At 37.8% G+C, this 22,506-nt stretch carries 18 protein-coding genes, 3 tRNA genes and 1 pseudogene; 2 read left to right on the forward strand and 20 right to left on the reverse strand.

Annotated elements, in window-relative coordinates; translation table 11 throughout:
* Positions 1 to 11: 11 nt before the first annotated feature.
* The 20 genes and pseudogenes from ACFIKO_RS04975 to ACFIKO_RS05070 form a co-directional block, all read right to left on the reverse strand.
* Positions 12 to 692 carry an ABC transporter ATP-binding protein gene (locus ACFIKO_RS04975; protein ID WP_375673443.1) on the reverse strand — a complete coding sequence of 227 codons (681 nt, stop codon included), beginning with the start codon at positions 690 to 692 and terminating at the stop codon, positions 12 to 14.
* Entirely contained in the window at positions 692 to 1,960 is a 1,269-nt protein-coding gene (locus tag ACFIKO_RS04980) for a lipoprotein-releasing ABC transporter permease subunit (RefSeq protein ID WP_375619783.1), read from the reverse strand. The genes ACFIKO_RS04975 and ACFIKO_RS04980 overlap by 1 nt, the downstream gene beginning before the upstream one ends.
* An 11-nt stretch (positions 1,961 to 1,971) precedes the next feature.
* Positions 1,972 to 3,297, reverse strand: coding sequence for a proline--tRNA ligase (gene proS, locus ACFIKO_RS04985; RefSeq protein WP_375673444.1), 1,326 nt, complete (start codon positions 3,295 to 3,297; stop codon positions 1,972 to 1,974).
* Positions 3,298 to 3,499: 202 nt separating this feature from the next.
* Positions 3,500 to 5,176 (reverse strand): ribonuclease J, encoded by a 1,677-nt coding sequence (locus ACFIKO_RS04990; protein WP_375673445.1) that lies wholly within the window; start codon positions 5,174 to 5,176, stop codon positions 3,500 to 3,502.
* Between the two features lie 46 nt (positions 5,177 to 5,222).
* Positions 5,223 to 6,032 carry a biotin--[acetyl-CoA-carboxylase] ligase gene (locus tag ACFIKO_RS04995; RefSeq protein ID WP_375619780.1) on the reverse strand — a complete coding sequence of 270 codons (810 nt, stop codon included), beginning with the start codon at positions 6,030 to 6,032 and terminating at the stop codon, positions 5,223 to 5,225.
* Positions 6,032 to 7,486, reverse strand: a complete 1,455-nt coding sequence (gene nuoN, locus ACFIKO_RS05000; protein ID WP_375619779.1) for an NADH-quinone oxidoreductase subunit NuoN — start codon at positions 7,484 to 7,486, stop codon at positions 6,032 to 6,034. Before nuoN ends, ACFIKO_RS04995 begins: the two co-directional genes overlap by 1 nt.
* Positions 7,487 to 7,503: 17 nt before the next feature.
* A complete protein-coding gene (locus ACFIKO_RS05005) occupies positions 7,504 to 8,973 on the reverse strand; it encodes an NADH-quinone oxidoreductase subunit M (protein WP_375619778.1) in 1,470 nt (489 codons plus the stop codon).
* Positions 8,973 to 10,937: an NADH-quinone oxidoreductase subunit L gene (nuoL, locus tag ACFIKO_RS05010; protein ID WP_375619777.1), complete on the reverse strand. Its 1,965-nt coding sequence runs from the start codon at positions 10,935 to 10,937 to the stop codon at positions 8,973 to 8,975. The genes ACFIKO_RS05005 and nuoL overlap by 1 nt, the downstream gene beginning before the upstream one ends.
* Positions 10,938 to 10,943: 6 nt before the next feature.
* The gene (gene nuoK, locus ACFIKO_RS05015) at positions 10,944 to 11,252 is read right to left on the reverse strand and encodes an NADH-quinone oxidoreductase subunit NuoK (RefSeq protein WP_375619776.1); all 309 of its coding nucleotides are present in this window, start codon (positions 11,250 to 11,252) and stop codon (positions 10,944 to 10,946) included.
* Between the two features lie 15 nt (positions 11,253 to 11,267).
* The gene (locus ACFIKO_RS05020; RefSeq protein ID WP_375619775.1) at positions 11,268 to 11,888 is read right to left on the reverse strand and encodes an NADH-quinone oxidoreductase subunit J; all 621 of its coding nucleotides are present in this window, start codon (positions 11,886 to 11,888) and stop codon (positions 11,268 to 11,270) included.
* A gap of 93 nt (positions 11,889 to 11,981) precedes the next feature.
* Positions 11,982 to 12,473 (reverse strand): NADH-quinone oxidoreductase subunit NuoI, encoded by a 492-nt coding sequence (nuoI, locus tag ACFIKO_RS05025; protein ID WP_019223540.1) that lies wholly within the window; start codon positions 12,471 to 12,473, stop codon positions 11,982 to 11,984.
* Positions 12,474 to 12,487: 14 nt separating this feature from the next.
* Complete coding sequence (gene nuoH, locus ACFIKO_RS05030) at positions 12,488 to 13,534, reverse strand: NADH-quinone oxidoreductase subunit NuoH (RefSeq protein ID WP_375619847.1); 1,047 nt, start codon at positions 13,532 to 13,534, stop codon at positions 12,488 to 12,490.
* 21 nt (positions 13,535 to 13,555) lie between these two features.
* The gene (gene nuoG / locus ACFIKO_RS05035) at positions 13,556 to 15,625 is read right to left on the reverse strand and encodes an NADH-quinone oxidoreductase subunit NuoG (RefSeq protein ID WP_375619774.1); all 2,070 of its coding nucleotides are present in this window, start codon (positions 15,623 to 15,625) and stop codon (positions 13,556 to 13,558) included.
* A 63-nt stretch (positions 15,626 to 15,688) separates the two neighbouring features.
* Positions 15,689 to 16,996, reverse strand: coding sequence for an NADH-quinone oxidoreductase subunit NuoF (gene nuoF, locus ACFIKO_RS05040; protein WP_015856355.1), 1,308 nt, complete (start codon positions 16,994 to 16,996; stop codon positions 15,689 to 15,691).
* 146 nt (positions 16,997 to 17,142) lie between these two features.
* A pseudogene (gene nuoE, locus ACFIKO_RS05045) lies at positions 17,143 to 17,815 on the reverse strand (NADH-quinone oxidoreductase subunit NuoE).
* A complete protein-coding gene (locus tag ACFIKO_RS05050) occupies positions 17,815 to 19,005 on the reverse strand; it encodes an NADH-quinone oxidoreductase subunit D (RefSeq protein WP_273787995.1) in 1,191 nt (396 codons plus the stop codon). Before ACFIKO_RS05050 ends, nuoE begins: the two are co-directional and overlap by 1 nt.
* Positions 19,006 to 19,129: 124 nt before the next feature.
* Positions 19,130 to 19,738 carry an NADH-quinone oxidoreductase subunit C gene (locus ACFIKO_RS05055; RefSeq protein WP_375619773.1) on the reverse strand — a complete coding sequence of 203 codons (609 nt, stop codon included), beginning with the start codon at positions 19,736 to 19,738 and terminating at the stop codon, positions 19,130 to 19,132.
* A gap of 14 nt (positions 19,739 to 19,752) precedes the next feature.
* Positions 19,753 to 20,334, reverse strand: a complete 582-nt coding sequence (locus ACFIKO_RS05060; RefSeq protein ID WP_375619772.1) for a NuoB/complex I 20 kDa subunit family protein — start codon at positions 20,332 to 20,334, stop codon at positions 19,753 to 19,755.
* Entirely contained in the window at positions 20,325 to 20,690 is a 366-nt protein-coding gene (locus tag ACFIKO_RS05065; protein ID WP_005773599.1) for an NADH-quinone oxidoreductase subunit A, read from the reverse strand. The genes ACFIKO_RS05060 and ACFIKO_RS05065 overlap by 10 nt, the downstream gene beginning before the upstream one ends.
* A 299-nt stretch (positions 20,691 to 20,989) precedes the next feature.
* Positions 20,990 to 21,066 (reverse strand) — tRNA-Asp (locus ACFIKO_RS05070).
* Between the two features lie 173 nt (positions 21,067 to 21,239).
* On the opposite strand from ACFIKO_RS05070, the gene ACFIKO_RS05075 reads away from it, so the two are divergent.
* Together ACFIKO_RS05075 and ACFIKO_RS05080 are read left to right on the forward strand one after the other, a co-directional pair.
* A tRNA-Val gene (locus ACFIKO_RS05075) sits at positions 21,240 to 21,315 on the forward strand.
* A gap of 867 nt (positions 21,316 to 22,182) precedes the next feature.
* Positions 22,183 to 22,272 (forward strand) — tRNA-Ser (locus ACFIKO_RS05080).
* Positions 22,273 to 22,506 lie beyond the last annotated feature (234 nt).

Raw genomic sequence — 22,506 nt, forward strand, 5'->3', positions numbered from 1 at the left:
GTACCTTGCTTTTAAGGAAGCTCTATAATCTTTTGTTCTTTAAGTGTAATTCGACGATGCATTTGCTTAGCCAAAGCGTAATTATGTGTTGCAATAAGAGCAGAAAGACCCGATTGGCGAACAAGGATAGATAAAGCTTGAAAAACATAAGCTGAAGTTACTGGATCAAGATTTCCTGTAGGTTCATCAGCCAAAAGAACCGAAGGGCCATTTGCTACTGCACGTGCAATAGCAACACGTTGTTGTTCTCCTCCCGATAACTCTGAGGGACGATGGTTAGCACGATGAGAAACACGCAGATACGTCAATAATTTGCGCGCACGATCCTCTGCTATGGATTTTTTTAATCCTGTTATCATTTGCGGTATCATGACATTTTCTAACGCCGTAAACTCTGGAAGTAAATGATGAAATTGATAAACAAAACCAATATCATTTCGTCTTATAGCTGTTCGCTCACTATCAGAGCGCTTCGCACAAGAAACACCCCGTAACATCACATCACCAGCTGTTGGTTTTTCTAATAATCCAGCAATATGAAGAAGTGTTGATTTTCCAGCACCAGATGGTGCAACAAGTGCGACAAGCTCTCCACGATTAAGAATAAAATTCGCTTTATTTAAAACAATGAGCGGCTTACGACTCTCGAAAAAGAGTCTTTCAATCTCTACAAGCTCTAAAATAGCTGTCATTATTCATACCTCAAAGCTTGTACGGGATCTAGCTTAGCAGCACGCCATGCCGGAATGAGAGCAGCAAGAAACGACAAAAATAAAGCCATCATAGCAACCAAGATGGTCTGTTTCCACTCAATTTGTGCAGGCAATTTTGTTAAAAAATAAAGTTGAGGATTAAAAACGTCGACATTAAATAACCAAGATATAAAGTCTTGGATATGATTAATATTCGCGGTCGCGATAACACCTAAAACTAAACCCAATATAGTTCCAATAAAACCAATCATCATTCCTGTAATGATAAATATACGCAAAATAGCACTCTGTTGAGCCCCCATCGTGCGTAAAATCGCAATATCATGACTTTTATCTTTTACAAGCATAATCAGCCCTGAAATAATATTTAAAGCAGCAACAAGAACGATCAGAGAAAGAATGAAAAACATAACATTTCGTTCAATCTGTAAGGCTGAAAAAAAAGCCTGATTGCGTGTACGCCAATCAATTAAATAGACCTGTTGATCAACTGTTTTTTCTACAACAGGTTTTATTTGATCAACAGCATCAGGATCATTTAGAAATAATTCTAAAGACTGAACCTTATCTCCCAAATTAAAAAACATTTGTGCTTCATGGAGAGGCATAAAGATAAATATTGAATCATATTCAGACATACCAACTTCAAAAATAGCAACGACTTTATAAGCTTTCACACGTGGGGTAACGCCAAAAGGAGTCTCATCACCATTTGGAGTAATAATACGAATATCTCTTCCAACTGTCAGTCCCAATTTTTCTGCTAAGCCACTTCCGATTGCAACACCTTCTTCTTTATCAAACCGAGAAATCGATCCTAATTTAATGTTTTGAGAGACTGTTTTAAGCTTTTCTAGATCTTGTTTGCGCATACCACGAACTAATGCGCCAGAGCCACCTTGAACTTCACCTTGAACAAGCGCTTGACCTTCAATAATAGGCAAAGCAAACTTCACACCATTTGTAGATTCTAAAGATGAAATAAGAGTCTTATAATCAGAAAAACCAGAATCAACTGTTTGAACAATAAGATGCCCATTCATACCAAGAATACGATTGAGAAGTTCTGTACGAAAGCCATTCATCACCGCCATAACAACAACCAGAGCAAATACGCCCAACATAATCCCAATAAGAGAAATAATTGAAATAACAGATGCAACGACATGTTTTTTATTGGGAATCATATAACGAAAAGCGATCATCCACTCATAAGATGAAAACCATTTGTCTTTCAGCCTCTTCATAACATTTCCTATTAATTTATAGAAAGTTGGCTGAGTACATCTTCAACCTTTAGAGATTTTTTTAATCCTGTTTTTCGATCTTTAATTTCAACTTCATTTTGGGCAATGCTGTTAGGACCAACAATGATTTGCGTTGGCAAACCAATCAAATCCATTGTTGCAAATTTTGATCCAGGACGTTCATTTCTATCATCTAATAATGGATCAAAACCAGCCTCCTTTAATCCCTGATAGAGAAACTCACATGCCTTTGTGCATTTTTCATCATCGGATTTCATATTGATAATCCCAAAATCAAACGGTGCCATCGACTTTGGCCAAATAATACCATTTTCATCATGAGAAGCCTCTATAGCGGCCGCAACAAGACGCGAAGGTCCAATACCATAAGATCCCATAGAGACTACATGCTCTTTTCCATCTTGTCCCATAACTTTTGCTCCCATTGGAGCAGAATATTTCGTGCCAAAGTGGAAAATATGCCCGACTTCAATACCACGCGCTGAAAGACGATTATGATCAGAAACTTTAGCCCACTCCTCTTCATTATGCATTTCTTCCGTCGCTGCATAAAAAGATGTCCATTGTTTAACAATATCATCCAAAACAGCTTTATTACTAAAATCGATCGAACTATCAGGAACAGTAAGTTCAAGAAATTGTTTATCACAGAAGATAGCACTCTCTCCCGTTTCAGCCAAAATGATAAATTCATGACTGAGTTTCCCCCCTATTGGACCTGTATCTGCACGCATAGGAATTGCTTTTAAGCCAAGACGAGAAAAAGTGCGCAAATAAGCAACAAACATACGATTATAAGATGTTTTAGAGCCTTCATAATCAAGATCAAAAGAATAAGCATCTTTCATTAAAAATTCTCGTGCCCGCATCACACCAAAACGTGGGCGAATTTCATCACGAAATTTCCACTGAATATGATACAAATTAAGTGGAAGATCTTTATAAGAACGAACATATGAGCGAAAAATATCTGTTACCATCTCTTCATTGGTTGGACCATAAAGTAAATCACGCTTTTGACGATCTTTAATGCGAAGCATTTCTAAACCATAATCATCATAACGACCGCTTTCACGCCAAAGATCAGCAGATTGAATTGTAGGCATCAATATTTCTATTGCACCCGCACGTTCTTGCTCCTCACGAATAATTCTACAAACTTTATCGAGCACTTTTTTTCCAAAAGGAAGCCAAGAATAAATCCCTGATGTTTGTTGTCGAATCATTCCAGCGCGTAACATGAAGCGATGAGAAACAATTTCTGCTTCTTTAGGATTCTCTTTCAAAAGTGGAAGTAAATATTGAGAAAGACGCATTGAAATAATTAACTCCTAATCACACCTATCATATCGGAACAATTTATCACACCCTCTATTCATCTATAGCCGCATTCTGAATACTTGCAAATATAACGATCTTATTATTTAAAAATTTATTGGGCTTTATTCTCTATTTTTCTTATTTAGCAATAAAATAAAAATGCTCTTCTCTTTTTAAATAACGTAATATGAAAGTTCCTTATTTTGACCGATGTAAAAAAACTGTACAGATAGGTTTTTTTTGCCAAATTTCATGAACAGCCGCTCTCACAGCACGTCGTATTGCCTCTCGAATAAGTTCATTATTTTTTTGTTTCATGCGTGGGATATTATAAACTGTATTTTCTACAATATCTAAAAGAATATCTTTTAAACTTTCTCCTTTTCCATTACTTTCAGGTAACCCGAATGTTGTTAGACCTATATCCTCTAATAACTCATGCTTACTATTTATATGGAGAGAAATAGTAACATGACCAGCATAACTTAGTTTGCGACGTTCACGAATCCCTAGTTCATTTTCATCTCCAATTAGGCAACCATCCTTATAGATGCGGCCAACAGGAATTTGATCAACAACTTCTACAGGCTCTGGTGCAAAACGTAACATATCTCCATTTCTGATATCTGTAACAATTTTAATACCCGCTTGACGCGCTAAAGTTGCCTGAGCCTTAAGATGCATTGCTTCCCCATGTACAGGAACAAGTATCTGTGGCTTGATCCAATCATACATCTGTAAAAGTTCTGAACGACGAGGATGACCTGAAACATGAACAAGTGCATCTTCATTCGTAATAATTTCAATACCCAAATCAATGAAACGATTTTGTACCTCAATAATAGCTTTCTCGTTTCCTGGAATACTTCGTGATGAATAGATAACGGTATCACCAGCAGAAAGTGCAATATTTCTCATTCCATCACGTGACAGTTTAGCCAAAGCAGCACATGGCTCACCTTGGCTCCCTGTGACAATTAAAACAAGATCTTTTCGCGAAATGTAACCATAATCATCTTCCGTTACAAATGGTGCTAAACCATTCATATAACCAAGCTCTTGTGCAACCATAATACTTCGCTTAAGGGAACGCCCAATGACAAGCACCTTACGTCCAGCTGCTTCAGCTGCAAGAGCAATAGAACGTATCCGACCAATATTAGAAGAAAAAGTTGCTATTGCAACGCGCCCTTCAGCTTTGGAAATAATCTCAGAAAGACTGGCCTGAACCTGCTGCTCTGATGGAGATATACCATCCCGACACGCATTTGTAGAATCACAAAGTAATGCTAAAACACCTTTTTTTCCTAACGCACGAAATCTTTTTTCATCCGTCACAGCTCCAAGTGAAGGAGTATGATCAATTTTCCAATCACCAGTATGAATCACAGTCCCCAAAGAGGTTGTAATTGCTAAAGATACAGATTCTGGTATTGAATGGTTTACAGCTATAGCCTCTACAGCAAAGGAACCTACCTGAAAGCAATCACCAGCTTGAAAAATATTGAGTAAAATTTTTTGAGATTCAAAATCTAATTGTTTTTTAGTTTCCAATAATCCTGCCGTAAAAGGCGTACAGTAAATTGGAACTTGTAACTTTGGCCATAAATCAAGAACGGCCCCATAATGATCTTCGTGTGCATGTGTTAAAACAAGACCCCGTATATTATGTTTTTCACTTTCTAGAAAACGAATATCAGGAAAAACAAGATCGACTCCTGGTAATTCAGAACCAGCAAAACTAATCCCCATATCAACCAGCAGCCATTCACGAAGATGTTGAGAACCAAATCCGTAAGCAGCTAAATTCATCCCTATTTCACCTACACCTCCCAGAGGTAAAAAAACAAATTCATTCTTATTGGCTGCAACCATAAACATCTCCCAAAATCATTAAGGTATCTGATGGTAAAACAATTTTTTAATAACGACCTGCATTAATAGAAGCAGCCGAACCAAAATGAACATCTCCAGCTGTTATAATGGCTGTCTGACCATTTTTTTGCTTTATGATGCAGTTAAAATTACTATCAAGACCATCAAAAACACCCTCAATGACTTTTTCATCATTCACCACTTTGACATGTTCCCCAAGGTGAGCAGAATATAAAAGCCATTTTTTTCGGATTATTTCACATCCTTTTGGTTGTTTCCAAAGGAGGTAATTTTTAGAAAAACACTCCGTCAAAACCGTAAATAATTGTTCTGCTTCAATATGCAAACCGATATCCTTTAAGCTTGAAGTGGGATAGGGTGCATCTTCATAATTATATTTCACATTTATTCCAATACCAATAACCAATGCATATTGTTGTGATGACAACTTTAAAATCTCAAGCAAAACTCCAGAGCTTTTTGCTCCTCTGAGCAAAATATCGTTTGGCCATTTTAAACTCACAATATTGTTTGTCTTCTTTTCATCTTTTATCAATTGTTTTATTGCCTCTGCCACACTTATTCCAGCAACAAAACCAAGTTGAGCTGCAGTTTGATGAACAATATCATCAATTAATAAAAGACTAGAATAAAGGTTCCCTTTGGGACTAGACCAAGTCCTCCCTCTTCTTGCTCTTCCCTGTGATTGCTCTTGTGCAACAATCCAAAGATTACCTTGATGACCAATTTGCGCTTTTCGTTGCGCAATGAGATTTGTTGAATCAACACTATCGTACGCCTCAATAGTGTATCCTTGTTCTTGAGCAAAATCTGATAAAATATAAACCATATTCATTAAAACAATGCAGCTGCTGCTTTTTCTGCTAATTCAGCAAACCAAACTCCAAAAAGTGTATAAAATAAAATAAACAATGCAGAAAGACCGAGACAAAATTGAAGCTCATTCGATAAAGCAACAAAACGGGCTTTTGCGTCATCAAACCACATAATTTTAATGACTCGTAAATAGTAAAAAGCTCCAACGACAGATGCTATCATCCCAACGACTGCAAGTGGCGTCAGACCAGCATGGACAGCAGCAGAAAATGTATACCACTTCCCAAAAAAACCAGCCATAGGTGGTACACTGGCTAACGAGAAAAGCTGTATTGTCATAACAATAGCCATAAACGGATTTGTCTTTGCTAACCCTGAAAGATCATAAATATTTTCAACATTGCCATTCTGAGAGCGCATTCCAAGAATAAAAGCAAACGAGCCAATCGTCATTCCAAGATAAATCGTCATATAAAGAATAACACTTTTTATTCCTAGCATATCTCCAGCAGATAAACCAACAAGTGCATAGCCCATATGACTGATCGACGAATAAGCCATTAAGCGCTTAATGTTATTTTGACCAATTGCAGCAAATGCACCAAGTATCATTGATGCAATCGCCATGAAGATCAAAATTTGTTGCCATGCAGGCATCACATTATCAACACGCCCTAGGGGAATAAAGGTCATCACAATAATACGGATGATTAAAGCCATTGCAGCAACTTTAGGGGCACCAGCAAAAAATGCCGTAATCGGGGTTGGCGCTCCTTCATAAACATCAGGTGTCCACATATGAAATGGAACAGCAGAAATTTTGAAAGCCAAACCAGCTAAAATAAAAACAATTCCAAAAATAACCCCCAATTGTAAATTTTTACCTTTTAAAGCAAGAGCAATTTCGTGAAAACCAATTTGACCGGTAAAACCATAAAGTAAAGAAATACCATAAAGCAGCAATCCTGAAGATAATGCTCCTAAAACAAAGTATTTTATACCGGCTTCAGAAGATTTTACATTATTACGATTAATCGCTGCTAAAACATATAAAGCTAAAGATTGCAGTTCTAACCCCATATAAAGCGACAGCATATTACCCGCTGAAATCATAAACATCATTCCAAGGGTTGCTAAAAGAACAAGCACTGGAAATTCAAATATATTAAACTTTTGTGCATTGGCAAAACCAACAGACATGATAAGAGAAAAGAGTGCACCAATAAGTATTAAAATTTTCATATAACGACTAAAGGAATCGATAACGAGCGCATTGGTTTGAAATGAACCATTTTTCGGAAAAACTATAAGAATAATAATGGTTGCCACAAGAAGTGCCATGGCTAGACCTGTCACTGTTAAAGAAGCACGTGTATTGGAATAAACACCAATCATAAGCAACACGACAGCTCCTAATGCGATTAAAAGCTCCGGAAGAATTAAGACTAATTGCGCTATTATTTCAGTTTGCATGTGCGTTCTTCCCTTATCTAGTGCAATTTATTGATGAGGGTTTCTACGGAAAACGCCGTTGCTTTAAGAATAGGCGTTGGATAGATACCAAAGAATATTGTAAGAATAACCATTGGATAAAGGATGAATTTTTCTCTTAAAGAAAGATCTATTAATACTTTTAAATTCTCTTTATCCAAGGAACCAAAAACCACACGCCGATAAAGATAAAGGGCATAGGCTGCCGATAAGATAACACCTGTTGTTGCTAAAACAACAACCAATTTATTTACTTGAAAAACACCTATTAAGGTTAAAAATTCACCCAAAAATCCTGAGCTTCCAGGCAAACCAACATTTGCCATAGTGAAAATTAAGAAAACAACAGCATATTTAGGCATATTATTCACTAAACCACCAAACGCTGAAATTTCACGTGTATGCAAGCGATCATAGATAACCCCAACACAAAGAAACAACGCTGCTGAAACAATTCCATGGGATAGCATCTGATAAATAGCCCCTTGTACCCCTTGTTCATTCGCAGAAAAAATGCCCATTGTCACATACCCCATATGCGCTATTGAAGAATAAGCAATAAGCTTTTTGATGTCATTTTGAACAAGTGCAACCAGTGATGTATAAATAATCGCAATAAGTGATAACGTGAAAACCAAAGGAGCAAAATCTGCTGAAGCGATAGGAAACATAGGCAAAGAAAAACGAAGAAAACCATACCCACCTAATTTGAGTAAGACACCAGCTAAAATAACGGAACCCGCTGTCGGTGCTTCCACGTGAGCATCAGGGAGCCATGTATGAACTGGCCACATTGGCATTTTAACTGCGAAAGAAGCAAAAAATGCAAGCCATAACCATATCTGCATATGAGCAGGAAACTGGTAATTGAGTAAAGTTGGTATATCAAGTGTCCCAGCCTCCCAATACATAGCCATAAGAGCAACCAGCATAAGCACTGAACCAAGTAAAGTATATAAGAAAAACTTTATACTTGCATAAACACGACGTGCTCCACCCCATACACCTATAATGATAAACATTGGAATAAGGCTGCCTTCAAAAAAAACATAGAATAGCATTGCATCAAGAGCACAAAAAACGCCAATAATCGCAACTTCTAGAAGAAGAAATGCAATCATATAAGCCTTTAATCTCTCTTTAACATTTTCCCAACTTGCTAAAATACAAAAAGGCAAAAGAAAAGCCGAGAGAACAACAAAAAGAATAGAAATACCATCAACCCCCATATGATAGCTAATGCCCCCCCCTAACCAACTGGACTTTTCAACCATTTGAAAATTTTGGTTGCTAGAATCAAATCCTATCCAAATAATTAAAGAAATAATAAAAACAAATAGAGTCGTAAAAAATGCGACATTACGTATATTATGGCGTGCTACTTCACTATCATCTTTGATAAACAAAATCAGAAGCACACCAACAAGTGGCAAAAATGTAACCGTAGAAAGAATAGGCCAATCGGTCATTAGTTTACGCCCCCGATCATCATCCATGTAATGAGTAATGCAACGCCGATAAGCATTGCAAATGCATAGTGGTAAAGATAGCCTGTTTGCACTCGAACAATTCTATTTGTAATATCAACAACACGCGCTGCGATACCATTAGGACCTAGACCATCAATAATCTTACCGTCTCCCACTTTCCAAAGAAAAGAACCAATTTTAAAGGTAGGACGAACAAACAAAAAGTTATATAATTGATCGAAATACCATTTTTGGTAAAGAAAGTTATATGCTCCAGGCATAATACGAACTATTTTCTTAGGAAGAGATGGAATAGAAACATAAAATAAATAAGCTAAAGTAAACCCAAGAACCATCGCTATAAATGGCGACCATTTTACCCAATTAAAGACATGGTGGGCATCATGAAGAATGTGATTGTGGCTGCTTGTAAATAATGCTCCCTTCCAAAAAGCATTATATAAGTTACCAAAAAAGTAAGGTTGGAAAACGACACCAGAAAATATTGCTCCAATAGATAAAAGAAAGAGTGGAATCAACATAACTGGAGGTGATTCATGAACATGATGCATAACATCAACTGTTGCCCGTGGTTTACCATGGAATGTCATAAAGATAAGGCGCCATGAATAGAAACTTGTTAATAAAGCTGCAAAAACAAGAAGATAAAAAGCATATCCTGAAGCAATATTATGGGATGCAAAAGCAGACTCTATAATCGCATCTTTTGAGAAAAAACCTGCAGTCCCGAAAAGTGTTCCTGGAATTCCAACACCTGTCAATGCAATGGTCCCGACCATCATCATCCAATAGGTAACCTTTATATGTTTGCGTAACCCCCCCATTTTTCGCATATCTTGTTCATCAGATACAGCATGAATGACAGAACCTGCACCAAGAAACAATAAGGCTTTAAAAAAAGCATGCGTAAAAAGATGAAAGACAGCAGCGCCATAAGCTCCAACACCTAATGCCACAAACATATAACCAAGTTGAGAGCACGTAGAATAAGCAATAACACGTTTAATATCATTCTGCACCAATCCCACAGTTGCTGCAAAAAACGCTGTTGTTGCTCCAACAATAATAATCACGGTCAAAGCAGTTGAAGAAAGTTCAAAAATTGGCGACATACGCGCAATCATAAAAACACCAGCCGTTACCATTGTAGCGGCATGAATAAGCGCTGATACAGGGGTTGGTCCTTCCATTGCATCAGGCAGCCAAGTATGTAAAAGAAATTGTGCTGATTTTCCCATCGCACCAATAAATAATAAAAGGCATGTAATGGTAATTGCCGTCTGCCCATCAAATTGCCAACCTAAAAATGTTATATTTTGTATAAAGCTATTGTTTGCAGCTTTTGCAAAAATAGAAGAAAAATCAACCGATTGGAATAAAACAAAAATACTAAAGATTCCTAAGAGAAAACCAAAGTCTCCAACACGGTTAACTACAAAAGCTTTCATTGCGGCCTTATTAGCAGAATCGCGCTGAAACCAAAAACCAATGAGTAAATAAGAAGCAAGTCCGACACCTTCCCATCCAAAAAACATCTGAATCAAATTATTGGATGTGACCAACATAAGCATCATAAATGTAAACAAAGAAAGATAAGAAAAAAAACGAGACCTTGAAGGATCATGGTGCATATAACCAATTGAATAAATATGTACCAACGCCGAAACACTGTTCACAACAATAAGCATGACAGCTGTTAACGCATCAATATGTAAAGCCCAATTAAAGCTTAAGTCACCAATAGTAATCCAATGTAATACCAATACATCAATCGCTGGAATATGACCAAGTGCAATACTGAAAAATACTATCCACGATAATATCGCAACAACAACCATAAAGCTACATGTTATCAATTCACTCGCACGATCTCCTATCGTTTTTCCACCAAGTGCAGCAATTAAAAAACCCAAAAGCGGAAGAAAGACAATCGTATAATACATCACTGGTTAGCCTTTCATTACATTAACATCTTCAACCGAAATGGAACCACGATTACGGAAAAAAACGACCAGAATTGCTAAACCAATGGCAGCTTCAGCAGCTGCTACGGTTAAGACAAATAAAGCGAATATCTGACCAACAAGATCATGAAGAAATGCTGAAAATGCAACAAAATTGAGATTAACTGAAAGCAATATAAGCTCAATGGACATCAAGATAATAATCACGTTTTTTCTGTTGAGAAAAATTCCAGCAATACCAATTGTAAACATCAAAGCAGAAACAATGAGATAATGTGTAATATCAATATACATCTACATAGCCCCCCCTTACATACCTTTGCCTGATTCAACTTGTTTGATTTCAATGGCACTTTCTACCGTTCTAGAAACTTGCTCTGCTATAGATTGTCGCTTTACACCCGATTTATGACGAAGTGTTAAAACAATAGCTCCAATCATTGCAACCAATAAAATCATTCCAGCAATTTGAAAATAGAAAACATAATCCGTATAGAGAATATCACCTAATGCTTGTGTATTTGTTCGCTGGGCTAAATCTGGCATTGGTTGGGTAACATGCGTTCTCAAGACTGGAGAAAAATAGCTACTCACAAATACAACAATCAATTCTACAGCGATAATAACACCAATAAGAGCTCCAATAGGAGCATACCTAAAAGTTCCACTCTTTAACTCAGCAAAATCAACGTCAAGCATCATAACGACAAATAAAAATAAAACAGCGACAGCTCCAACATATACAACAAGCAGAATAAGCCCTAAAAACTCTGCTCCTGCAAGTAAAAATAAAGCTGCTGCATTAAAAAATGCGAGGATTAAAAACAAAACAGAATGCACTGGATTGCGTGCTGTAATAACAATAACTGCACTTGTTAGCATAATAAAAGCAAACAAATAGAAAAATGCCGCCGCTAGATCTGTTAGCATAGGCTTCTCCTTAATTATTCAAACAATTGGTATAAACTTCATACCAGATTACAATTTATCGGAAAATATCCGACACCTCATTTAACGATACACTTAACGATAAGGCGCATCCATCAATATATTTCGAGAAATTTCTCGCTCCCAACGATCTCCATTCATTAAAAGCTTTTCTTTATCATAATAGAGTTCTTCACGCGTTTCTGTTGCAAATTCAAAATTTGGACCTTCAACAATAGCCTCTACCGGACAAGCCTCTTGACAAAAACCGCAGTAGATACACTTAACCATATCGATATCATAACGAACAGTTCTACGCGTACCATCATTACGTCGCGGTCCAGCCTCAATTGTAATCGCTTGCGCAGGACAAATTGCTTCACATAATTTACAAGCAATACACCGTTCTTCACCATTTGGATAGCGACGCAATGCATGCTCACCACGAAAACGCTGAGATACAAAACCTTTTTCATAAGGATAATTAATCGTGGGTTTTGGTGAAAAAAATTGACGCATGGCTAAGAAAAAAGCACTCACAAATTCCAATAGAAGAAGTGACTTTGCCGCCTGAATAAAACCTGACATCGTAAAATCTCCTCTTAAACGAAATCTGTAAACTTTAAAAAAGCAGCAGTTATCACAACCATTGCTAGTGAGAGAGGAAGAAAAACCTTCCAACCAAGCCGCATGAGCTGATCATAGCGATAACGTGGAACAAATGCTTTAACCATAGCAAACCCAAAAAATATAAAACAGACTTTTAAAACAAACCAAATGATACCAGGAACCCAATTAAGCCACCAAACATCTAAGGGTGGCAGCCAACCACCTAAAAATAGAATGGTTGTTAATGCGCACATTAAAACAATCGCAACATATTCACCAAGAAAGAAGAGCATGTAAGGCGTTGAAGAATATTCAACCATATGACCAGCTACAAGTTCAGATTCTGCTTCCACCAAATCGAATGGAGGACGGTTTGTCTCGGCGAGCGCAGAAATAAAAAATATAATAAACATTGGAAAAAGGACCAACCAATTCCAATCGAGAAAGCTGTTAAAAGGAAGACCAAGAGTTGTACCAATTCCAGAACTTTGTTTATGAACAATTGTTGTGAGATCCAACGAACCACTTACTAAAATGACAGTCACAAGCACAAAACCAATGGAAACTTCATAAGAAACCATTTGTGCCGCCGAACGAAGGGCTCCTAAGAAAGGGTACTTTGAATTTGATGCCCATCCCCCCATAATAACACCATAAACCTCAAGAGATGAAATGGCTAAGATATAAAGCAAGCCAACATTAATCTTCGCAATCTCCCAGCCCTCATTGACAGGAATAACAGCCCAAGTTGATAAAGCAAGTGTCGCTGAAACAAAAGGAGCCAAAAGAAAAACACCCTTATTTGCACCTGCAGGGATAATAGGCTCCTTAACAACAAATTTAATTAAATCTGCAAAAGACTGTAACAAACCCCATGGACCAACAACGTTTGGTCCACGACGCAATTGTACCGCTGCCCAAATCTTTCTATCTGCGTAAAGAAGATAAGCAACTAAGATCAAAAGAACGACCAAAAGAAGAAGTGTTTTTCCAACTATAATGAGTAATGGCAACAGCCAAGTCATAAAGAAATCATACATCATTATTCCTTTTCCTTTGCCTTACTTTACAGTTTGCGTAGCACGGTTTTTTGCAAGAGATGAACATTCAGCCATAACAACAGAAGCACGTGCTATCGGATTTGTTAAATAAAAGTCTTTAACCATAGAAGTAAAAGTTTGATTCTCTAGAGAAACCATTTTTGAACCAAGCGCCTTAAGACCACTTATATCAGAAGGTATTATATCATCAACAGCACAAAGGTGTGGATAATCATTAAACAAGCATTGTCTTAATTGAGAAAGAGAATCAAAAGGGAGCTTTTGTCCTAAAATATCCGATAAAGCACGCAAAATAGCCCAATCTTCTTTTGCTTCACCTGGAGCAAAACCAGCCCGATTTGTCATTTGAACACGTCCTTCTGTATTCACATAAAGCCCTGATTTTTCAGTGTAAGCAGATGCTGGCAAAATAACATCAGCAGCGTGTGCGCCGTTATCACCATGGCTACCAATATAAATCGTAAAAGCTTTTGTATTGGCTAATTCTACTTCATCAGCACCAAGCAAAAATAAAACTTCACAGGTTTTAATAATATTTGCAACCCCAAGCTTAGAAGTAAAGCCTATGTCCAACCCTCCAACAATCGATGCTGCATTATGAAGAACCCCAAACCCATTCCATTCTTCACTAAGAGCACCAATATTATCAGCTAATTTAGCAAGACTTTTTAAAACAGATAAACCTTCATTTCCTAAAACAGCTCCCTCTCCGATAAGAATAAGAGGCCTCTTCGCTTCTTTTAAGACATTAAAAAAACCATCCTCTCCACGAATAAGTGTCGTTAATGTATCACTCCCAGATCCAAGGTAAGAATAAGGATAACGTAAATCGACTTTCTCTCCAATTAATGCAATAGGAAAATTTCCCATCCGTTGGCGCTTTAAAATACGCGCATTTAAAACAGCCGCTTCATGACGGGGATTAGATCCCACAATAAGCAGTGCATCAGCCTGTTCAATACCTGCAATTGTAGGATTAAAAATATAACTTGAACGCCCAAACTCAGGCGATAAAGCCCCCCCTCTTTGGCGACAATCAAAAAGCGTTGAGCCTAAAGAGCTCAATAACGCTTTAAGGGCATACATTTCCTCAACAGACGCAAGATCTCCAGCAATGGCTCCAATTTTTTCTGGAAAAATTTTAGAGATCACCATTTTAATTTTTGCAAAAGCTTCTGTCCAACTGACAGGCTGAAGCTTTCCATCTTTGCGTACATATGGCCTATCAAGCCGCTGAGTGCGCAATCCATCCCAAATAAAACGCGTTTTATCAGAGATCCATTCCTCATTTACATCTTCATTTGTACGCGGCATAATCCGCATAACTTCACGGCCACGGCTATCAATACGGATCGCACTACCAAGCGCATCCATCACATCAATCGATTCCGTTTTTACCAATTCCCACGGACGAGCATGAAACGCATAAGGTTTTGAAGTTAAAGCTCCCACCGGACAAAGATCAATAACGTTTCCCTGTAATTCAGATGTCATAGCTTTTTCAAGATACGTCGTAATTTCAGCATCTTCACCACGACCGATCAAACCAAGCTCAGAAACACCTGCGACTTCCGTTGTAAAACGAACACACCGTGTACAATGAATACACCGTGTCATAACAGTTTTAACAAGAGGTCCAATATATTTATCTTCTACAGCACGCTTATTCTCTGTATAACGAGAACAATCTCGTCCATAAAGCATTGCTTGATCTTGAAGATCGCATTCTCCCCCCTGATCACACACTGGACAATCCAAAGGATGATTAATGAGAAGAAATTCCATAACACCTTCACGTGCTTTTTTTACCATCGCCGTATTGGTAAAAATCTCAGGTGCTTCACCGTTAGGCCCTAATCGTAAATCACGAACCCCCATAGCACAAGAAGCCTGAGGTTTTGGAGGACCACCCTTAACCTCAACCAAACACATACGACAATTTCCAGCAATTGACAAAGATTCATGAAAACAAAAACGTGGAATTTCTGCCCCAGCCGCCTCAGCAGCCTGAAGCAACGTGTAATAATCAGGAACTTCAATCTCTTTGCCATCAACTTTGATATTTATCATCACCCATCCAACCTGCGGATAACCCACTTAAAATTTGCATTCGGCTGCTCTTTAAAAAATCTTCTATCCTACTGCTTCTAAAGCAATGTTTTTGCTTTGGACTACATTTCGCGTGTATTCATCAATTCTACGCTCAATTTCCGGACGAAAATTACGTATCAACCCCTGTACAGGCCATGCGGCAGCATCACCAAGCGCACAAATAGTGTGTCCTTCAACCTGTTTAGAGACTTCAAACAAAAGATCAATCTCGCGTTTTTGCGCTCTTCCCTCAACCATACGCCCTAAAAGACGCATCATCCACCCTGTCCCCTCACGACACGGAGTACACTGACCACAACTCTCATGCTTGAAAAAAGCAGCTATACGCCAAATTGCCTTGATAATATCGGTTGATTTATCCATAACAATCATTCCCCCCGTGCCAAAAGAAGACCCAACATCTCGCATCCCATCAAAATCCATGATCGCATCGATCATATCCTCACCACGGACGACTGGACAAGAAGCCCCACCTGGAATAACTGCTAAAAGATTATTCCATCCACCACGAACACCACCCGTATGTTTTTCAATTAATTCACGGAATGAAACACCAAGAGCGTCTTCAAATGTACAAGGTGCATTAACATGCCCTGAAACCATAAATAATTTCGTTCCAACATTATTTGCTCGTCCGATTGACGAAAACCACGAAGCACCCCGCCGCAAAATCGTTGGAACAACAGCAATGGACTCTACATTATTTACTGTTGTTGGACAGCCATAAATCCCCATATTGGCAGGAAATGGTGGTTTAAGCCGAGGTTGTCCCTTTTTTCCCTCAAGACTTTCAAGAAGAGCTGTTTCTTCACCACAAATATAAGCACCAGCTCCATGATGAATAATAATATCACAAGCATGCCCATATTTCGTTTTTTTGCCAAGTAAACCTGCATCATAGCATTCATCAACGGCAGCTTGTAGCGCTTCACGTTCACGAATATATTCACCACGAATATAAATAAAAGCAACATTGGCTCCCATAGCAAAAGTAGCGATTGCACATCCTTCAATCAAAGTATGGGGATCATGACGTAAAATATCACGGTCTTTACAAGTTCCAGGTTCAGATTCATCGGCATTAACAACCAAATAATGAGGACGCCCATCATTCTGCTTTGGCATAAAGGACCACTTCATTCCGGTAGGAAAACCAGCACCACCACGACCGCGTAAACCCGATGCCTTCACCTCATCAATGATCCAATCACGACCTTTGTCAATCATCTCTTTCAGACCATTCCAATGCCCACGCAACATCGCAGCCTTTAATGATTTGTCTTTTAAACCATAAATATTGGTGAAGATACGATCTTTATCAGCTAGCATACCCCACCTTTTTTTCTATTACCCATAGCATTTTCCGCTTTTCCTCAAATGCAATTTTTAAATATCTTTTCAAGACTTCTTACTTTTCATTAAATGTTGCCATCATGGGTAGAATAATAAAATATTTCCTCAAGAAAAATACTTAATTATGTCCCCACTCTTTCCTTATCCTTTTTTGGTGAAGACTTGAGAGATCTTTTTTTCTTTCTCATCATCAATAAGAGAAGTTAAACCACTAATCGGTTCCGACGACTTACGGCTACTTTGCGGACCAACTGCTATCTCAGAACCTTTCCCAGCTTCAAATGCATCAATAATTTCTTCAAGACGCTCAGCTGTAAGATCTTCATAAGTATCTTTAAAAATCATAACCATCGGTGCATTCACACAAGCACCAAGACATTCTACCTCTTCCCATGATAAGGTTCCATCCTGATTGGTAACAAAAGGTTCGTGATGAATTTTTTTCTGACAAACTTTAATCAATTCATCAGATCCACGTAACATACAAGGGGTCGTACCACAAACTTGAATATGCGCTTTTGTTCCAACAGGCTTAAGCTGAAACTGAGTGTAAAAAGTTGCAACTTCCAGAACACGAATATAAGCCATGGAAAGAATCTGAGCAATATGCTCAATCGCAGCACGTGTCACCCAACCATCTTGCTCTTGAGCACGCATTAATAATGGAATTACAGCAGACTGCTCACGCCCTACAGGATATTTCTCTATAGTATTTTTTACCCATATCTGATTTTCTTTTGTAAAAGAAAACTCAGCGGGCTGATAAACATCATCTGCAAGACGGCGTACGGACATTAGCGATCAACCTCCCCAAAAACAATATCAATCGAACCCAAAATAGCTGTAGCATCCGCCAGCATATGGCCTCTGGTTAAAAAATCCATGGCTTGGAGATGCGCAAACCCAGGAGCACGCAACTTTACACGATAAGGCTTATTGGTTCCATCAGAAACAAGATAAACACCAAACTCCCCCTTCGGAGCTTCCACAGCAACATATACTTCTCCAGGAGGCGTATGAAAACCTTCCGTATAAAGCTTAAAATGATGAATCAGTGCTTCCATCGAACTTTTCATTTCACTCCGTTTCGGTGGTACAATTTTGCGATCCAAGCTCGAAACCGGTCCATTTTTTTCAGTACTCAGCAAACGCTCCACACATTGGCGCATAATTTTTGCTGATTGACGCATTTCTTCCATACGAATTAGATAACGATCATAACAATCGCTATTCTTACCTACAGGAATATCAAATTCCATTTCATCATAACATTCGTAAGGTTGGCTTTTACGTAAATCCCATGGAACACCAGCCCCACGAATCATAACCCCAGAAAAACCACGTGCCCAAGCTTCATCAATAGTTACCACGCCAATATCCACATTACGCTGCTTAAAAATCCGATTTGGCGTTACAAGCGCATCAAGTTTACCAAGAGCAACAAGAAAAGGATCAATAAAATTACCTATATCTTCAACTAAAGATTCTGGTAAATCTTGATGCACACCACCAGGGCGAAAATAATTTGCATGAAGACGTGCGCCACAGGCACGCTCATAAAAAATCATCAATCTTTCACGTTGCTCAAACCCCCAAAGAGGTGGTGTTAAAGCACCAACATCCATTGCCTGTGTCGTTACATTAAGCAAATGATTAAGAATACGCCCAATTTCAGAAAACAAAACACGTATTAATTGCCCTCTTTTAGGAACTTTAATATCCAATAACTTTTCAATAGCAAGGACAAAAGCATGTTCCTGATTCATAGGAGCAACATAATCCAAACGATCTAGATAAGGACCCGCTTGAAGATAAGTTTTTGTTTCCATTAATTTTTCGGTACCGCGATGCAATAACCCAATATGTGGATCTACACGCTCAACAACTTCACCGTCCAACTCCAAAACCATGCGCAAAACCCCATGCGCGGCAGGATGCTGCGGACCAAAATTGATATTAAAGTTTCGAACATTGACCTCAGCCACAATCAACCCCTTGCTTTTTAAAAAACTTCATATCAAATATCAAAAAAATCTATCATACTAAAAAATATTTAATTATTTAAGAAATACAGTACTCTAATATAATGCCTTATCAAAACAAATATTATTATTTTTCATCCGCTTTTCCATCACATGGCAAAGTATACCGTCCTCCTTCCCAAGGAGAAAGAAAATCAAAATTACGCATCTCTTGGCGCAAAACAACAGGCTCATAAATCACCCTCTTCGCTTCATTATCATAACGACACTCAACAAATCCTGTCACAGGGAAGTCTTTGCGTAAAGGATATCCTTCAAACCCATAATCTGTTAAAATCCGTCTCAAATCCGGATGTCCTGAAAATAAAATCCCATACATATCATACGTTTCACGTTCATACCACTCTGCGCCAGGATAAACCGTACAAGCTGAAGCAACAGGAGTATTTTCATCCGTACGAACTTTTACACGTAAGCGTAAATTCTCACGAGGAGATAACAATTGGTAAGAAACATCAAAGCGCTTATTGCGAGAAGGATAATCCACTCCACTAATATCTGTGAGATTAATAAATTGACAGCGCGAATCATCACGAACAAACATTAAGACATCGATAATTGCATCAAGACGTGCCACAACGGTCAATTCACCAAAAGCAATAACAGTCTCTTCAAGCTTATTTTTTAACTTGTTTTCCAAATAAGCAGCAAGTTTAATCAAAGTTTCATCCATCATGACAAGAAAACTCTCTATCGCTCTATGGATCCGGTACGACGGATTTTTTTCTGTAGCAACAATATACCGTATAATAATGCCTCTGCTGTAGGTGGACACCCTGGAACATATATATCGACAGGCACGATACGATCACATCCACGCACTACTGAATAGGAATAATGATAATACCCCCCACCGTTTGCACATGACCCCATAGAAATCACATAACGTGGCTCTGGCATCTGATCGTACACTTTTCTTAAAGCAGGAGCCATCTTATTTGTTAGAGTACCTGCCACCACCATCACATCTGACTGACGGGGTGAAGCTCGTGGTGCATATCCAAAACGCTCATTATCATAATGAGGCATTGAGCATTGCATCATTTCGATAGCACAACAAGCCAAACCAAAACTCATCCACATTAAAGAACCGGTACGTGCCCAAGTAATCAAAGCATCTGCTGAGGTAACTAAAAACCCCTTATCTGATAATTCAGCATTAATATCACGAAAAAACTTATCGTCAGACCCTATCAGCTCACCAGTGTTGGGATCGATGATTCCTTTTGGTTTTGGAGCAGCAATCGTTGAATTATTAGATCTTAATTCCATTCAAGGGCTCCTTTTTTCCATTCATATATAAATCCAATAGTCAAAATCGCTAAAAACACAATCATCGACCAAAAGCCAAACATACCTATTGATTCGAATGAAACAGCCCAAGGAAAAAGAAAAGCAACTTCAAGATCAAAAATAATAAATAAAATTGATACCAAATAGAAACGAATATCAAACTTCATGCGTGCATCACTAAATGAATTAAACCCACATTCGTAAGCCGATAACTTTTCAGGATCGGGGGAACGGTATGCTACAATGTAAGGTGTAATCAACAAAACTCCAGCAATAACAGCTGACACAATAATGAAAATCAAGACCGGTAAATAAGAGCTCAATAAATAAGCCATAACCCTCTTCCATCGTAATGAAATGCCTGAGTTTAACACAATGATTCAATATTGCGAGACCAAACAGACAAATTTAATAATCACTCTATTAACTCTATTCATACTGCTTTAAAGGCGTATAGAGCGATACTTTTCTTATCGGCATAGGTAACGCAGAGCAAAGAAAGACGCAAGTCCTATTCTTATAAACCATATAAAAAGAAAGAAAAAACATATCTATCCCCCTATCAATTACTCCACCACATCACTCAATAGCATATGGATATTTTAAAAAGGAAATTTCATAAGGAATCACGAAATGGCGCGAGTGACGGGGCTCGAACCCGCGACCTCCGGCGTGACAGGCCAGCACTCTAACCAACTGAGCTACACCCGCGCATTTTTTTTGAACCAATTTAATTTGGTACAAGCGGTCGTGTAAGCGGTTCATGCGTTTATGTCAAGAAGGATTATGCATTTTTAAAAAAAATTATCAAATACCATCTTTATTCTTGCGTTTAGAAAAATTTTTCCTTAAAGAGTTCCCATTCAATTGCTAATCATTGCATTGGGCGATTAGCTCAGCTGGTAGAGCGCCTCGTTTACACCGAGGATGTCGGGAGTTCGAGTCTCTCATCGCCCACCATTTTATTTTATAAATAAATTTTTTATTTTACACATACTATGAATGAATAGGCTTTTAAAACCTTGTCTGTTAGAGTTTATGCTTTCTGCCTCTGAATAATTTAGCGTTTTTAAGTTCTATTCTTGAAAAACTATGCAATACCTTAACAAGATGTCTATTGATTTAAGCGTATTGTTCAATAATCTTTTCTTCCATTCCAACTAACTTTTCGCTTTTCCTACAGAAAAAGCATTATAAACATACCTAATCTCCAGTCATATCTAGAAGAGGTTTTAAACTGTCGATGCAAATCTCACATAAAATTTTATTCAAATAGTGCAAACCAGCCATTCCCTCCGAGACACCCTTTAGACGCACTAGATATCTGAATATTTTTATTTAAAAAATTAAAATCTTTTAAAGAGCTTTCTTATAGAATTATACTTATTTAAACTCAATAAAAACTTTCCTTGAATATATTTATGTCATTCTTACAAATTTATCTCTCATAAACTGTCAGAACAATAACATTTTTTTGCAGATATGAACAATCTGAATAGAATAACTGTCTGAAAAAGTAAAATAATTTTAAAATACACCCCTGCAAAGAATTTAATATAATTTATCAAACATTTTCAACTGAACATTTCTTATTATTATTACGAATAACGATCGTTAGAACTTAAAAAAATATTGCTTTGTAAAAATTTTTTAAACAGAAAAAACTATCATGTTTTAAAATGAAACTCTTAGATAACACACTCAAAGAATTGACTTATGAAGAATTATTTTAATTGAAACTTAAATGGTTTTACAAAGAACGCTTTAAAATGCGTATTAAAATGATTGACCTTTTGCAAGAAATTTGTCAAAAAGCATATCCAGTTTGGAGGGGTGGCCGAGCGGTTTAAGGCACCGGTCTTGAAAACCGGCGTGCAGGAGACTGTACCGTGGGTTCGAATCCCACCCCCTCCGCCACAGCACTTTTATGGTGCTATAACTTATTGATTTCATGTGTGTTTTTTCAATGTAGCTTGTCAGCGGGTTTTGTATATTTTGCCACTAGGTTTTGTACCAATTTATTTTTTCTCAAAGAGTTTTAAAGATGTTCTCAAAGGGTCTTCAAATGCTTTTTAAAGGGTATTTAAAGCTCCCTTTAACGTATTTTTCTGCTCCTATTTTTCCAAATCACTAAAGCGTGTAAAATCGGAT

The organism is Bartonella sp. TS82HLJMH, from assembly GCF_042193495.1.
Lineage (GTDB): Bacteria > Pseudomonadota > Alphaproteobacteria > Rhizobiales > Rhizobiaceae > Bartonella > Bartonella grahamii.

Excerpts from the sequence above, each read along its gene's own strand:
- ACFIKO_RS04975 (WP_375673443.1), bottom strand. The coding sequence starts at position 692 with ATGACAGCTATTTTAGAGCTTGTAGAGATTGAAAGACTCTTTTTCGAG.
- ACFIKO_RS04980 (WP_375619783.1), bottom strand. The coding sequence starts at position 1,960 with ATGAAGAGGCTGAAAGACAAATGGTTTTCATCTTATGAGTGGATGATC.
- proS (WP_375673444.1), bottom strand. The coding sequence starts at position 3,297 with ATGCGTCTTTCTCAATATTTACTTCCACTTTTGAAAGAGAATCCTAAA.
- ACFIKO_RS04990 (WP_375673445.1), bottom strand. The coding sequence starts at position 5,176 with ATGGTTGCAGCCAATAAGAATGAATTTGTTTTTTTACCTCTGGGAGGT.
- ACFIKO_RS04995 (WP_375619780.1), bottom strand. The coding sequence starts at position 6,032 with ATGAATATGGTTTATATTTTATCAGATTTTGCTCAAGAACAAGGATAC.
- nuoN (WP_375619779.1), bottom strand. The coding sequence starts at position 7,486 with ATGCAAACTGAAATAATAGCGCAATTAGTCTTAATTCTTCCGGAGCTT.
- ACFIKO_RS05005 (WP_375619778.1), bottom strand. The coding sequence starts at position 8,973 with ATGACCGATTGGCCTATTCTTTCTACGGTTACATTTTTGCCACTTGTT.
- nuoL (WP_375619777.1), bottom strand. The coding sequence starts at position 10,937 with ATGTATTATACGATTGTCTTTCTTCCGCTTTTGGGTTTTTTAATTGCT.
- nuoK (WP_375619776.1), bottom strand. The coding sequence starts at position 11,252 with ATGTATATTGATATTACACATTATCTCATTGTTTCTGCTTTGATGTTT.
- ACFIKO_RS05020 (WP_375619775.1), bottom strand. The coding sequence starts at position 11,888 with ATGCTAACAGATCTAGCGGCGGCATTTTTCTATTTGTTTGCTTTTATT.
- nuoI (WP_019223540.1), bottom strand. The coding sequence starts at position 12,473 with ATGTCAGGTTTTATTCAGGCGGCAAAGTCACTTCTTCTATTGGAATTT.
- nuoH (WP_375619847.1), bottom strand. The coding sequence starts at position 13,534 with ATGTATGATTTCTTTATGACTTGGCTGTTGCCATTACTCATTATAGTT.
- nuoG (WP_375619774.1), bottom strand. The coding sequence starts at position 15,625 with ATGATAAATATCAAAGTTGATGGCAAAGAGATTGAAGTTCCTGATTAT.
- nuoF (WP_015856355.1), bottom strand. The coding sequence starts at position 16,996 with ATGCTAGCTGATAAAGATCGTATCTTCACCAATATTTATGGTTTAAAA.
- ACFIKO_RS05055 (WP_375619773.1), bottom strand. The coding sequence starts at position 19,738 with ATGATGGATGAAACTTTGATTAAACTTGCTGCTTATTTGGAAAACAAG.
- ACFIKO_RS05060 (WP_375619772.1), bottom strand. The coding sequence starts at position 20,334 with ATGGAATTAAGATCTAATAATTCAACGATTGCTGCTCCAAAACCAAAA.
- ACFIKO_RS05065 (WP_005773599.1), bottom strand. The coding sequence starts at position 20,690 with ATGGCTTATTTATTGAGCTCTTATTTACCGGTCTTGATTTTCATTATT.